This window comes from Streptomyces sp. NPDC048566, from assembly GCF_043199735.1.
Lineage (GTDB): Bacteria > Actinomycetota > Actinomycetes > Streptomycetales > Streptomycetaceae > Streptomyces.
The window spans coordinates 46,873-61,693 of the sequence record NZ_JBICWL010000018.1 but is presented as its reverse complement, the minus strand read 5'-3'; the positions used below and the strand labels follow the sequence as shown (position 1 = coordinate 61,693).

Sequence of the window (14,821 nt, the reverse complement as noted above, 5' to 3'; positions counted from 1 at the left end):
CTCCAGTAGTGGCCGACGTGCCCGCGTGCGGTGGGGGATTTCTGCGGTGGGGGGACCGCAGCACAGCCTCGTCCCCGTCGCGGACACCTGCGCGGAAGGGACCCCGGACGGCGATGCAGATCCGGCTGACCGTCGTAGACCCCTCGGGCCCGGCCTCGGAGCCGCGGGGGCGGGCCACGGCCTGCGACGTGCTGGTCACGGCGCCCGCCGGGACGGCACTGGCCGCGGTCGCCTCGGGGCTGGCCTCGGCGGTCGGGGCGGGCGGGAGCGGCGGGCAGGGCGAGCGGGGCCGCGAGCCCGGCGGCGCCCAGATCGTGCTCTACGCGGGGCCGGAGCGGCTCGACGCCCAGCGCTGCACCCTGGGCGAGCCGCCGCTGACCGACGGCGCGGTCCTCGGTCTGGGCTCGCCCGTGGAGCCGGGACCGGACCCGGACGACGTCGCGGCCCGGCTGCACGTGGTCGCGGGGCCCGACGCGGGCGGTGTGCACCTGCTGCACGAGGGCCGCGTCCACGTGGGCCGCTCCGCCGAGGCGGACGTCCCGCTGGACGACCCGGACGTCTCCCGCCTGCACTGCGCGGTCACGGTCGCGCCGGACGGCCGGGTCTCGGTCGCGGACACCGGTTCCACGAACGGCACGACGGTGGACGGCAGCCGCGTGGGCAGCCGTCCCGTCCGCCTCGCCGAGGGCGCGCTGCTGCGCGTCGGCGAGTCCGCGCTGCGCCTGGCGCCGCCGGTCGGGCCGGCGCCGATGCCCACCGCCCCGGACGGCGAGGGGCACGTCCGGGTGCCGGTGGCGGCGCCCGAGACGGCGCACGGCCCCCGCGACGAGGCGGGCGCGCCGTCCCTCCTGCCGCCCGGCGGCATCCCGGACCCGCGGCAGCCGCGCGGGGCGGTCCCGCACGCCCGCGGGGAGAGCGCCGCCCTGTTCCGGGCCGGCCCGCCCGCCCCCGCCGACGAGACGCACCACGCGTACGGCACCGGCGGATGGGGAGCCTCCGCGGGTGCCGTCCCCGGCGCCGCGGGACACGGGCGGACGGCTCCGGTGGTCCCGGAGCAGGGCGGACCGCCCCCCGCCGAGACCGGCCCGCACCCCGCCTCGGGCGGCGGCTCCGCGCACCGGACCGCCCGCCCGGAGGGCCCCGAAGGGCACGCCGGCACCGCGGCGCCCCGGCCTCCCGCCGCCCCGGACGGCGACCCGGGCGGCGACCCGGGCGTACCGACGGGAGGCTCCGGCCTTCCCCCGGCGCCGCGCAGGCGGGGCGGTCTCGGCGCCTGGGCGCGGCGGCTGGCCGGAAGCCGCGGCGGCCCGGAGGCGGACCCGTACGAGACGGACGACGACGGGGCGCTCCCGGCCGGCGACCCGCTGCCGCCGGCCGTGCACCGCTCACCGGAGACCTGGCCCGATCCGGCGACGCTGCTGCTCACCGCCCTCGGCCCCGGCCCCCGGCTCTGGGAACGCGGCCCCGGGCACCCGGAGGCGCTGGCCGTGCGGCTCGGCACGGCCGACCGGACCGCCCCGGACGGTTCGGGCCCGCTGCCCGCCGTGCCGGTGACCGCGGGCCTCCGCGAGGTCGGCTCGCTGGGCCTGGCCGGGCCGCGGGCCCGGCTGGCGGGGCTCGCCCGCGCGGTCGTGGCCCAGCTCGCCGCGCTGCACTCCCCCGACGCGCTGGAGATCGTGCTCATCAGCGCCGACCGCGCCCGTCCGGTGCAGGAGCGCTGCACCGAGTGGTCCTGGCTCGGCTGGCTGCCCCATCTGCGTCCGGCCCACGGCCAGGACTGCCGGCTGCTGCTCGCCTACGACCGGGAGCAGGCCGCCGCGCGCGCCGACGAACTGCTGCGCCGACTGGAGGACCGGCTCGCCGAGCCGGAGGACGGCCCGGGCGTCCGGGCGCCCCGCGCCGGCCACGAGGGCGGCGCCGTCCCGGCCGCCCGGAACGGGGAGCACGCGGACACGGGCCGCGCCGACGGCACCAATCCGCGGGGCGCGGCCCACCGGCCCTCCTGGGCCGACGCGGGGAGCGACTCCGCCGCCGGCCGGCCGGGCGCCGCTCCCGGGCATCACCCCGACGCGCCCCTCGACGGCCCGTACACGGTGCTCGTCGTGGACGGCGACCCCGGCGGCGCGGACGTCCGGATGGCCGTGACGCGCCTCGCCCGCGAGGGCGCGCGCGCCGGGGTCCACGTGGTGTGCCTCGCCGAGACGCCGGCCGCGTCCCCCGCGTCGCCCGTGGCGGAGACCTACGAGGCGGCGTGCGCCGTCGCGCCCGCGTTCCGCGCGTGCGGGGCGGTGGCCCTGCTCAGCGGGGACGTGGCCACGGCGCTGCGGCTACTGCGGGTCGCGCCCGGCGGCGCCGGCGGGTCCGCTCCGGGCGGGACGCCGCCGGCTGCCGCGCCGCAGGGCGCGCCCGCGCGCACCCGTACCGCGTCGGCGGCGGGCGGCCGGGACGACGGTGCGACCCACCTGGGCATCCCGCACCCGGCGGCGGGCCGGGGCGCCCGCTCCTCCGGTGCCGCGGTGCCGCCCGCGGGCGGCACCGCCGGGCCGGGAGGGCAGCCGCCGCGCGGTCCCGTCGGCCACGGCACCGTCGCCGTCGTGGACGCGGTCTCGCTCGCCTGGGCCGAGCGGTTCGCGCGCGCGCTCGCCCCGCTGCGCACGGACGCCGGGCACGGCGAGGGCGAGCGGCCCGCCCGGGTGTCCGCGCCGCTGCCCCGGACGGCCCGCCTGCTGGACGAGCTGGGGCTCGCGCGCGCCACCCCGGCCTCGCTGATGGCCCGCTGGGCGGACGCCGGGGACGACACCGAGGCGCTCGGCGGGCGGGCCCGGGCCGTGCTCGGCGCGGGCCCGCGCGGACCCGTGGTGGTCGACCTCCACGTCGAGGGCCCCCACCTGCTCGTCGAGGGCCCCGCGGGCAGCGGTCGTACGGAGCTGCTGCGCTCGGTCACCGCGTCCCTCGCCGCCGCCGAGCGGCCCGACCGGCTCGGCATCGTCCTGATGGAGGGCCGTGACGGTACGGGGGGTCCCGGCGCGGGCGGTTCCGGCGAGGGCCTGCGGGCCTGCACCGACCTGCCCCACGTGACCACCCACCTGACGGCCAACGACCCCGTGCGCATGCGGGAGTTCGCGCAGTCGCTGAGCGCCGAGCTGAAGCGCCGGTCCGAGTTGCTGGGCCGGCTGGGCTTCGGCGAGTGGCACACCGGGCGGGCGGTGTCCGGGCGGCTGGTCGCCCAGCGGTCGCCCGCCCCGGCTCCGGGGGGAGCCGCCTCCTCCGGCGCGGCCGACCTCGACTCGTCGTCCAGCTCGACGCTGCGGCTGCGTCCGGCCGCGGCCCGCCGGCAGGCCGAGCAGAGTCCGCCGCCGGCCCGCCTGGTCGTGGTCGTCGACGATCTGGACGCCCTGCTGTCGCCCCCGCTGGGATCGCCGGGCCGGCCGGCGGCCGGTTCCGTCGTGCGGGCCCTGGAGGCGGTGGCCCGCGAGGGCGACCGGCTCGGCGTGCACCTCGTCGCCGCGTCCGCGGCGGACGGCCGTACGGCCGGGTGGGAGCCCGCCCGGTCCGCGGCGCTGCGCGTCACCCTGGACGTGCCGGCACCGGGACCGGAGGAACCCGCCCCCGGACGCGGGCGGCTGCGGCGCCCGGACGGCCGGGAGACCCCCTTCCAGGGGGGCCGGGTCACGGGGCGCATCCCCCGCACGGCGACCCTGCGGCCCACGGTGGTCCCCCTGGAGTGGCAGCGCATGGGCGACCCGCCGACCCGCCGCCCGGTCCGCGAGCTGGGCAACGGCCCGACGGACCTCGCCCTGCTCGCGAGCGCGCTGGAGCGAGCGGCCCGTTCGGTCTCCGCCACCGAAGTGCCGTCCCTGCTCTAGGGGGTGGCGGCACCACACTCTCAGGGGTGGTGGGTTCGCGGCGCGGAGCCGGGGCCCTCGCGCCGCGCGGGCGGGCTGCTCCGCCGCGGCTCGCCGTGCCGACGGCGGGCCCCGACTGCCGTCCGGCACAGCCCTTTTGACCGGTGAGCCGGCCGACTCGACGTCACGACCCAATCACGATCGCCCAGTTGACAGTACCGGCGCTCTTGCCGCCCTCGAGCGACCAGGCGTAGACCGGAGCGCACGGGACAGCTGTTCGGACGTTCAACGAGGAACGCAGAGCGGAGAACGGGGCACTGATGCACAGCACTCTTCGTACACGCACCGCGGCCGGTCACACCACGCGCCGCACCCGCAGGACCGCACAGGCCGCGGCGGCCGCCCTCGTCGCGGGGGCGCTCACGCTCACCGCGTGCGGCGGCGGCGACGATGGCAAGGACAAGGACGGCGACGGCGGCAAGGGCACCGCGAGCGGCGGGACCTCCACCGTGAGCCTGCCGAAGCTCGACGGCACCACGCTGGAGGTGGCCGCCGTGTGGACCGGTGCGGAACAGGCCAACTTCAAGAAGGTGCTGGCGGAGTTCCAGAAGCGCACCGGCGCGAAGGTCACCTTCGTCCCGGCGCAGGACCCGATCATCAACTTCCTCGGCTCGAAGATCGCCGGTGGCGCGCCGCCGGACGTGGCGATGCTCCCCCAGGTCGGCGCCATCAAGCAGGCCGTGGACAAGAAGTGGGCCAAGCCGCTCGGACCGGACGCCCAGGACCAGTTGGCGAAGAACTACGCCCAGGGCTGGCAGGACCTCGGGGCGGTCGACGGCAAGCAGTACGGCGTCTACTACAAGGCCGCCAACAAGTCGCTGGTCTGGTACAACGCGAAGGTCTTCGAGAACGCTGGGGCCGAGGAGCCGGGCACCTGGCAGGACTTCCTGCGCACCGCGCAGACCGTCTACGACTCGGGCGTCACGCCCGTCTCGGTCGGCGGCGCGGACGGCTGGACGCTCACCGACTGGTTCGAGAACGTCTACCTCTCCCAGGCGGGCCCGGAGAAGTACGACCAGCTCGCCCAGCACGAGATCAAGTGGACCGATCCGTCCGTGAAGGACGCGCTGACCACCCTCGCCCAGCTGTGGGGGAACAAGAACCTCATCGCGGGCGGCCCGGACGGCGCGCTCCAGACGGAGTTCCCGGCGTCGGTCACGCAGACGTTCACCGGCGGCGAGCAGCCGAAGGCGGGCATGGTCTACGAGGGCGACTTCGTGGCCGTCAACATCGCCGAGACCAAGGCGAAGATCGGCACGGACGCGAAGGTGTTCCCCTTCCCGGCGGTCGGCGACAAGCCGCCGGTGGTCAGCGGCGGTGACGCCGCCGTCATCCTGAAGGACTCCAAGGGGGCCCAGGCGCTCGCCACCTTCCTGGCCTCGCCGGACGCGGCGACCATCCAGGCGAAGCTCGGCGGCTATCTGTCCCCGAACAAGAGCGTGGACCTGTCCGCCTATCCCAACGCGGTCCAGCGGAAGATGGCCAAGTCGCTGATCGCGGCCGGCGACGACTTCCGGTTCGACATGTCCGACCAGGCCCCGCAGTCCTTCGGCGGCACGCCCGGCAAGGGCGAGTGGAAGGTCCTCCAGGACTTCCTGAAGAACCCCAAGGACGTGGCGGGCGCGCAGAAGAAGCTCGAGGCCGACGCCGCAGCGGCCTACAAGGACTGATCGGGCGATGGCATCGGCAACGGCCGGGGGCGCCGCACCGGCGCCCCCGGCCCGTCAACGCAAGAGCGTGACGGGCACCCGCGCCACGGTGGCGGCCCTGTTCCTGCTGCCCGCACTGGTGCTGCTCGGCGCGCTCGTGGTCTACCCGATCGGGTACTCGGTCGTGCGCAGCTTCTACGACCAGTCCGGCGACGGGTTCGCCGGGATCGACAACTACAAGGCGCTGTTCAGCGACGACGGCATCCGCACGGCGCTGAAGAACAACGTGATCTGGGTGGTGTTCGCCCCCACGGTCGCGACCGCGCTCGGGCTGATCTTCGCGGTGCTGACCGAACGGGTCAGCTGGGGAACGGCGTTCAAGCTGGTCGTCTTCATGCCGATGGCGATCTCGATGCTGGCCTCGGGGATCATCTTCCGGCTGGTCTACGACCAGGACCCGGACAAGGGCGTGGCGAACGCGGTGTGGGTGGGGGTGCACGACACGTTCGCCCCGGCCTCGGCGTTCCCCCGAGCCCACCCCGGACGCGAGTCGCCGCTCACGCCGGAGAAGGGCGGGTTCGTCACCCGGGACACCGTGCGGGCCGGGCAGTCGGTCGCCCTTCCCCTGGTGGGCGTCGCCCCGGACCGGATGCCGGACGGCGCGAGGAAGGCGGTCCGGGCGGCCACCGACCCGGGCAAGGTCACCGGCACGGCCTGGCAGGACTTCACGCGCGGCAAGGGCGTCGGCCGGCTCGGCCGGGTGGACCCGGGCGAGCTGGGCTACTCCGGGATGCGGGTCGAGGCGGTCAAGGACGGCAAGGTCGTCGACTCGGCGACGGTCGCGGACGACGGCACGTTCACCCTCTCCGGTGACGCCGACGGGGCCCGGCTGCGGCTCCCGGCGGACAACTTCAAGGAGCCGTACAACGGGCTCGACTGGCTGGGCCCGTCGCTGGTCACCCCCGCCATCATCGGCTCGTACGTCTGGATGTGGGCGGGCTTCGCGATGGTGCTGATCGCGGCGGGCCTGGCCGGTGTGCCGCGCGAACTGCTGGAGGCGGCGCGGGTCGACGGGGCCAACGAGTGGCAGGTGTTCCGCCGGGTCACCGTGCCGCTGCTCGCGCCGGTCCTCGCGGTGGTCGCCGTGACGTTGATGATCAACGTGCTGAAGGTGTTCGACCTGGTCTTCATCATCGCTCCCGGCTCCTCCCAGGACGACGCGAACGTGCTGGCCCTGGAGCTGTACCGGAAGGGGTTCGCGGAGGACCAGCCGGGCATCGCGAGCGCGATCGCGGTGTTCCTGCTGCTGCTCGTGATCCCGGTGATGCTGTTCAACGTCCGCAGGCTGCGACGGGAGGTGCGGCGATGACGGCGCAGGCCGAAGGTCTCGCGAACACGGCGTCCGCCGCGGCGGCGGACGCCGCTCGGCCCTCGCTCGGCTCCCGGATCGTGGGCGCGGTCGGCGGCGGTGCGGTCCGGGTCTTCCTGCTGCTGGTCGGCCTGTTCTGGCTGGTGCCCACGCTCGGACTGCTGCTGTCCTCGCTGCGCACGCCGCAGGACATGAACGCGAGCGGCTGGTGGAAGGTCTTCCAGGCTCCCTCCCAGCTCACCCTCGACAGCTACCAGAAGCTCCTGGAGAACAGCGACATCACCGACTCGCTGCTCAACACGGTGCTGATCACGGTGCCCGCGACCCTGCTCGTCGTGGTCATCGGCGCGCTGGCGGGATACGCCTTCGCCTGGATGGAGTTCCCCGGCCGCGACTGGTGGTTCCTCGGCGTGGTGGGGCTGCTGGTGGTGCCGGTGCAGGTGGCGCTCCTCCCGATCGCCGAACTCTTCGGGAAGATCGGCATCTTCGGGTCGGTCGTGGGCGTGGTCCTCTTCCACGTCGGCTACGGCCTGCCGTTCGCGGTGTTCCTGCTGCGGAACTTCTTCGCGGAGATCCCGCGCGAGCTGCTGGAGGCGGCCCGGCTGGACGGCGCGGGCGAACTGCGGCTGTTCGCGCGGGTCGTGATGCCGCTGGGCGGCCCCGCCATCGCCTCGCTCGGCATCTTCCAGTTCCTGTGGGTGTGGAACGACATGCTCGTCGCGCTGGTGTTCTCCGACTCGGGGAGCCAGCCCATCACCGTCGCCCTCCAGACGCAGGTACGCCAGTTCGGCAACAACATCGACGTGCTGGCGCCGGGCGCCTTCATCTCCATGGTCATCCCGCTCGCCGTGTTCTTCGCGTTCCAGCGGCAGTTCGTCTCCGGGGTGATGGCCGGCGCGGTCAAGTAGACGGGCCATCGGCGCAGGTGGGGGGCGGGCCGGACACCGGCCCGCCCCTCGTCGTTCACCGGGCGTCCCCCGGATGCCGCATCCGGCGTAACCAAGTCACCCCTTCGGCCGTTCCCGGGCAGGTATGCCCGCGCCGACCCATGGATGTCCCGTGCCCCGGTTCAGTGTCATCGTCCCCGCGTACAAGGTTCAGGCGTACCTGCCCGAGTGCCTGGAGTCGGTGCTCGGACAGTCCTTCCCGGACCTCGAACTCATCGCCGTGGACGACTGCTCGCCGGACGCCTGCGGCGCGCTGATCGAGGAGTTCGCGGCCCGCGACGCCCGTGTGCGCGCGGTGCACCTGTCGCGGAACGTGGGGCTCGGCCGCGCCCGCAACGCCGGGATCGAGCACGCGGCGGGCGACTACCTGATCTTCCTGGACGGCGACGACACCCTGGCCCCCGACGCCCTGCACGCGATCGCGGAGCGGCTGAAGGAGACCGACGGACCGGACGTGCTGGTCTACGACTACGCGCGCACCTACTGGTCCGGCGAGGTGCGGCGCAACCAGCTCGCGGCGGAGCTGGCCGAGGACGGCCCGGCCCCGTTCCGCCTCGACGAGCGGCCCGGGCTCCTGCGGCTGCTGATGGTCGTGTGGAACAAGGCGTACCGCCGGGAGTTCGTCGAGCGGGAGCAACTCGCCTTCCCGCCCGGGTACTACGAGGACACGCCCTGGACGTATCCGGCGATGATGTCGGCGGGGACGATCGCGACCCTCGACCGGGTGTGCGTGCACTACCGCCAGCGGCGGCACGGCAGCATCCTGGGCACCAGCAGCCGCAAGCACTTCGACGTCTTCGAGCAGTACGACCGGGTGTTCGCGTATCTGGCCGCCCACCCGGAGCTGGAGCGCTGGCGCCCGCTGCTGTTCGGCCGGATGGTCGACCACCTCGCGACGGTGTTCGCCCGGCGCGACCGGCTGCCGCGCGCGGCGCGCGCCGAGTTCCTGCGCACGGCGCGCGCCCACTACCGGCGCCACCGCGTCCCGGTCTCCGTCTCCGGGCTGCGGCCCCGGCTGCGGCACGCCCTGGTCAGGTTCGGCCCGTACCGCACGTACCGGCTGCTGGCGGTGCTGGCGCGGGCCCGCAGGCGGGCGGCGCGGCCGGCCGGGGCCGTGCTGCGCGCGGCGCGGGCCGCCGCGCTCCGCCTGCACTACCGGACGCAGCTGCGGCTGCCGCTGCGCGCCGACCGCGCGGTGTTCTCCAGCCACCGGGGCCGGGGCCACGGCTGCAATCCGGGGGCGCTGGAGTCGGCGTTCCGCGCGTTCGCACCGCACGTGCGGACCGCGTGGATCGCCCACCGCGAGCACCAGCACACGATCCCGGCGGCCACCGGCCGGCTGCGGCCGGGGACCGCCGGGTACTGGACGGCCCTGGCCCGCTCCAAGTACCTGGTGAGCAACACCGGCTTCGACGGCGCTCTGGTGAAGCGGCGGGGCCAGGTGCTGATCCAGACCCAGGCCGGGACCCCGCTCAAGCGGATGGGGCTCGACGTGCGGGACCGCCCGGCCGCCGCGGGCGGCACGGACTTCGCCGAACTCCTGCGCGGCGTCGACACGTGGGACTACTGCCTGTCCGCCAACCGCCACTCCACGCTGGTCTGGGAGCGGGCCTTCCCCTCCGCGTACGAGACGCTGGAGTACGGGATGCCCCGCACCGACGTGTTCCAGCAGGCGACGCCGGCCGACGTCGGCCGGCTGCGCGCCTCGCTGGGCATCCCCGAGGACGCGGTCGCCGTGCTGTACGCGCCGACCTACCGCGACTACCGGAGCGGGCCGCACCGCTCCCTGGACCTGGAGCGGGTGCTGCGCCGGCTGGGGCCGCCGTTCGTGATCCTCGACCGCGCCCACCACCGGTACGGGGCGCCGCCGCCGGCCGGCGCCCCCGGCGGCCGGGTCCTCGACGTGTCGGACCATCCGAGCGTGGAGTCGCTCTGCCTGGCCTCCGACGCGCTGGTCACCGACTACTCGTCCCTGATGTTCGACTACGCCGGCCTGGACCGGCCGATCGTCGTGCACGCCGACGACTGGGACGCCTACGAGGCGGCCCGCGGCACCTACTTCGACCTGCGCGCCTTCCCGCCGGGCGCGGTCGCGCGCAGCGAGGACGAGCTGATCGACATCTTCGCGACCGGACACTGGCGGGGCTCGCGCTCGGCCCAGCTGCGGGCCGCGTTCCGCGAGCGGTTCTGCCCGTACGACGACGGGCGGGCCGCCGAACGGGTGGTGCGGCGGGTGGTGCTCGGGGAGACGGCCGGGCTGCCGTCGTTCCTGCCGCTCGCCGAGCGCCGCCCGGTGCCCTCGGCCGCGGCGGCGGCACAGCGCGGCAGGGGCCCGCTGGCGCGGCCGGCTCCGGTGGGGCCGCAGGCCGCCGTCCCGGCGCCGGGGGGTGCCGGCCCGCTGACCGAGCAGCTCTGAGCCGGAGTCCCCGTGCCCTCCGGCCCGTCGCGGCCCACGCCCACCCGGCCCACCACGTGGCGGCCGAGCGGGCGACCCGGGCGGTGAGACCCCCGTCCGGCGCCCCCGAGAGAAAGAACAGCATGCCCCGCTTCAGCGTCATCGTGCCCGCCTTCAACGTCGCCGGCCGCCTCTCCGACGCGCTGGACTCGGTCCTCGGCCAGCCCTTCGCCGACGTCGAGCTGATCCCGGTCGTCGACGGGCCGGACTCCCCGGCCGCCGCGGTCGTCGCCGGCCACGCGGCCCGCGACTCCCGGGTGGTGCCGGTCTCCTCGCCTCCCGAGGACGGCCTGAGCGGCGCCCGCAACGCCGGGCTCGCGGCGGCGACCGGCGAGTACGTGCTCTTCCTCGACGGGGACGACGAGCTGGCCCCGGGCGCACTCGGCGCGCTGGACGCCGGGCTGCCCGCCGGAGCGGACGTCGTGCGCTTCGGGCACCAGCGGCTGCACTGGTGGGAGGGGGAGGCGGGCACGCCACCGCTGGACACGGCCCCCGAGGCGCTCGGCACGCAGGTGCCGGCCTGGAGCGCGGCCTACCGTCGCGCGTTCCTCGTCGAGCACGGACTGGCCTTTCCCGAGGGCCCGTTCACGGACGTGGGCTGGGGCGGTCTGGTGACGCTGGCCGCGGGGCGCGGGGCGGTGGTGCCCACGGTGTGCGTCCGGCACCGGCAGCGCCGTCAGGGCAGCCGGCTCAACGCGCCCGGCGAGCACCATCTCGCCCTCCTCGACCAGGTGGAGCGGGTGCTGGACCGCATCGCCGCGCAGCCGGTGCCCGCCGAGCGGTCCCGGGCGCTGTTCGGCCGCCTCTTCGCCCTGGTGCTGAAGACGGCGGCGCATCCGACCCGCGTTCCGGCGCGCAGCCGGCGGGCCTTCTTCCGCCGCGCGGGCCGGCTCCACCGGCGCCACCGCCCGGCCGGCTTCCGGCTGCCCGGCGGCAGCCTGGGCATGCAGCACCGGCTGCTCGCGGCGGGCGCCTACACTGCCTTCCGGGCGCTGCGGCTGGCCAACCGGGCCGCGGCCGGGCTGGCCCGCCGGGTGCCGCGCCCGCGCCTGTCGCGCACCCGCCTGCACTACGCGCTCCAGCTGCGCCGCCCGCTCGACGAGAACCTCGCCGTGTACTGCGCGTACTGGGGCCGCGGATACGCCTGCAACCCGGCCGCGATCCACGCCAAGGCCCGCGAACTCGCCCCGCACATCCGGTCGGTGTTCCTGGTCGAGCCGGACGCGGTGGACTCGGTGCCGCGGGACGTGGAGCACGCGGTGATCGGCAGCCGGCGCTCCTGGGAGGTGCTGGCCCGCGCCAAGTACCTGATCAACAACGCCAACTTCGCGGACGCGGTGGTGAAGCGGCCGGGGAGCGTGCACCTCCAGACGCAGCACGGCACCCCGCTGAAGAAGATGGGCGTCGACCAGTCGACGTATCCGGTGGTGGCCGCCGCCACCGGCAGCTTCACCAGGCTGCTGGCGCGGGTGGACCGCTGGGACTACAACCTCTCCTCCAACCACCACTCCACGCAGATGTGGGAGCGGGCCTTCCCCGGCGGCTACGAGGCGCTGGAGTACGGCTATCCGCGCAACGACGTGTACTGCACGGCGGGTGCCGAGGACGTGGCCCGGGTCCGTGAGCGGCTCGGGGTGCCCGAGGGCCGCACGGCCCTGCTGTACGCGCCCACCCACCGCGACCACAGCACGGGCTTCGCGTCCCGCCTGGACCTGGAGGAGTTCTGCGAGGCGGTCGGCGAGCGGTTCGTGGTGCTGCTGCGCGCCCACTACTTCTACGACCAGGGCGGCGGGCGCGGCTCGAGACGGATCATCGACGTGACCGGGCACCGCTCCTCCGAGGACGTCTGCCTGGCCGCCGACGCGCTGATCACGGACTACTCGTCGATCATGTTCGACTACGCCAACCTGGACCGCCCGGTCGTCGTGTACGCGGACGACTGGGAGGTGTACCGGGAGACGCGGGGCGTCTACTTCGACGTGATGCGGGAGCCGCCCGGCCGGGTCGCGCGCACCCCGCGGGAGCTGGCCGCGCTCTTCGCCGACGGCTCCTACGCGGACGCGGAGGCGACGGCCCTGCGGGCCCGGTTCCGCGAGCGGTTCTGCCCGTTCGACGACGGCAGGGCGGCCGAGCGGGTCGTCCGCCGGGTGCTGCTCGGCGAACCGCCCGAGGCGATCCCGCCCGTCCTGCCGCTCGCCGACCGCCGTCCGGCTCCCGCCGCGTCCACACTCGTAAGGAGCTGACGTGCCCCGTTTCAGCGTCATCGTCCCCGTCTTCAAGGTGCAGGGCTTTCTGCGCGAGTGCCTCGACTCGGTCCTGGAGCAGTCGTACCCGGACTTGGAGGTGATCGCCGTCGACGACTGCTCCCCGGACGGCTGCGGGGCGATCCTCGACGAGTTCGCGGCCCGCGACCCGCGGGTGCGGGTGCTGCACCTGCCGGAGAACGTGGGGCTGGGCCGCGCCCGCAACGCGGGCATGCCGTCGGCCACCGGCGACTACCTGCTCTTCCTGGACAGCGACGACACGCTCACGCCCGGCGCGCTGCGCGCCGTCGCCGACCGGCTGGAGGAGACCGGCGATCCGGACGTGCTGGTCTTCGACTACGCCCGCACCTACTGGTGGGGCGGCACCCGCCGCAACGTGCTGGCCCGGGTGCTCGCGGAGGCCGGCGCCGGCACCTTCACGGCGTCCGAGCACCCCGAGATCCTGGACCTGCTGATGGTGGTGTGGAACAAGGTCTACCGGCGGGAGTTCGTCGAGCGGGAGGGCTTCGCCTTCCCGCCCGGCTACTACGAGGACACGCCGTGGACCTTCCCGGTGATGCTCAGCGCCCGGCGGATCGCGGCGCTGGACCGGATCTGCCTCGCCTACCGGCAGCGCCGCCAGGGCAACATCCTGTCCACCACCAGCCGCAAGCACTTCGACATCCACGACCAGTACGAGCGGGTCTTCGCGTTCGTCGACGCGCGGCCCGAGCTGTCCGGCTGGCGCCCCTACCTGCACCACAAGATGGGCGAGCACTGTCTCGACATCCTGTCCAAGCCGGACCGGCTGCCGGAGCAGGACAAGGCCGAGTTCTTCCGGCGGACCGCCGCGCTGCTGCGCGCCCACAAGAGCGGGCCCGTGCCCGGCGAACTGCGTGTCCTGGAGCAGGGGTTCGCGGTGTACCGGCTGCGGCGGCAGGCGAGCCGGGCGGGCCGCGAGCTGGGCCGGCGCGGCCGGCAGGTGCGCCGGGCCGCCACCGCGCGGGCGCGGCGCGGACGGTCGGCGCTGCACGCGCGCCGTCCCCTGGACCCGGAGCTGGCGGTGTACTCGGCGTTCTCGCACCGCGGGGTGCTCGGCGACCCCGCCGCGGTGTACGCGGCGGCGCGGGAACTCGCCCCGTGGCTGCGCGGGGTGTGGGTGGTCCGCGACGCGGAGCAGGCGGCGCTGCTGCCGCCGGACACCGCGTACGTGCTGCTCGACTCTCCGGAGTACCGCCGGGTCACCGCGCGCGCCACGTACCTCGTCAACAACGTCAACTGGCCCGGCGCGCTGGTGAAGCGCCCCGGCAGCGTCCACATCCACACCCACCAGGGCACGCCGCTGAAGCTCATGGCGGCGGACCTGCTGGGCAAGCCGGGGGCCCGGCACGGTCTCGACGTGCCGCAGATGCTGCGCCGGGCCGACCGCTGGGACTACAGCCTGGTCGCCAACCGCCACTCGGAACTGGTCTGGGACCGCGCCTATCCGTGCCACTTCACCTCGCTGCGCACCGGCAGCCCGCGCAACGACGTCCTCGTGCGCGCCCGGACCGGGACGGCCGGCGCGGCGGCCGGGGCCGCGGTCCGCGCCCGGCTCGGCATCCCGGAGGGGGACCGGGTGGTGCTGTACGCGCCGACGCGCCGGGAGTACGTGCGCGGCGGGTACGTCGACCGTCTCGACCCGGCCCGGTTCGCCGCCGGACTCGGCGCGGGTCACACCCTCGTGGTCCGGCTGCACCCCTCGCTCGCGGACGGGCCGGCCCGCGGGATGGGCCTGTCCGAGCTGCACCGCCGCGGGGTGGTGGTCGACGCGACCGGCGAACCGCACGTCGAGGAGCTGATGCTCGCCTCCGACGCCCTCGTCACCGACTACTCGGCTCTGATGTTCGACTACGCCAACCTGGACCGGCCGATCGTGCTGCTCGCCGACGACTGGGGCGCCTACGCGGCGAGCCGGGGCACCTACTTCGACGTCACGGCGGACGCCCCGGGCCATGTGGCGCGCAGCCGCGCGGAGTTGGAGCACCTGTTCACATCGGGGGCCTGGGAGGACGCCGAGTCGGCGCGGCTGCGGGCCGGATTCCGGTCGCGCTTCTGCGAGTTCGACGACGGCAGGGCGGCGGAGCGGGTGGTGCGGACGCTGATGCTCGGCGAACGGCCGGCGGCAAAGGCTCCGGCGGTGGCGGTGGCGCTCCCCGCCCAGGCGGGACACGACCTCCTCGCGTCCTCGTGAGCGCGCCGGCCACCGCGCGC

At 75.5% G+C, this 14,821-nt stretch carries 7 protein-coding genes; all 7 read left to right on the top strand.

The window, feature by feature from the left end; translation table 11 throughout:
• Nucleotides 1-113: 113 nt before the first annotated feature.
• The 7 genes from ACGFS9_RS24170 (at nucleotide 114) to ACGFS9_RS24140 (ending at nucleotide 14,801) form a co-directional block, all read left to right on the top strand.
• Complete coding sequence (locus ACGFS9_RS24170; RefSeq protein WP_393256069.1) at nucleotides 114-3,866, top strand: FHA domain-containing protein; 3,753 nt, start codon at nucleotides 114-116, stop codon at nucleotides 3,864-3,866.
• A 299-nt stretch (nucleotides 3,867-4,165) separates the two neighbouring features.
• Nucleotides 4,166-5,575 carry an ABC transporter substrate-binding protein gene (locus ACGFS9_RS24165; protein ID WP_393256067.1) on the top strand — a complete coding sequence of 470 codons (1,410 nt, stop codon included), beginning with the start codon at nucleotides 4,166-4,168 and terminating at the stop codon, nucleotides 5,573-5,575.
• 7 nt (nucleotides 5,576-5,582) lie between these two features.
• Entirely contained in the window at nucleotides 5,583-6,923 is a 1,341-nt protein-coding gene (locus ACGFS9_RS24160) for a carbohydrate ABC transporter permease (RefSeq protein WP_393256065.1), read from the top strand.
• Nucleotides 6,920-7,831, top strand: a complete 912-nt coding sequence (locus tag ACGFS9_RS24155) for a carbohydrate ABC transporter permease (protein ID WP_393256064.1) — start codon at nucleotides 6,920-6,922, stop codon at nucleotides 7,829-7,831. The genes ACGFS9_RS24160 and ACGFS9_RS24155 overlap by 4 nt, the downstream gene beginning before the upstream one ends.
• 151 nt (nucleotides 7,832-7,982) lie before the next feature.
• Nucleotides 7,983-10,286 (top strand): CDP-glycerol glycerophosphotransferase family protein, encoded by a 2,304-nt coding sequence (locus ACGFS9_RS24150; RefSeq protein ID WP_393256062.1) that lies wholly within the window; start codon nucleotides 7,983-7,985, stop codon nucleotides 10,284-10,286.
• A 122-nt stretch (nucleotides 10,287-10,408) separates the two neighbouring features.
• A complete protein-coding gene (locus tag ACGFS9_RS24145) occupies nucleotides 10,409-12,568 on the top strand; it encodes a CDP-glycerol glycerophosphotransferase family protein (protein WP_393256060.1) in 2,160 nt (719 codons plus the stop codon).
• 1 nt (nucleotide 12,569) lies between these two features.
• A complete protein-coding gene (locus tag ACGFS9_RS24140; RefSeq protein WP_393256058.1) occupies nucleotides 12,570-14,801 on the top strand; it encodes a CDP-glycerol glycerophosphotransferase family protein in 2,232 nt (743 codons plus the stop codon).
• The last annotated feature ends 20 nt before the right edge of the window (nucleotides 14,802-14,821 follow it).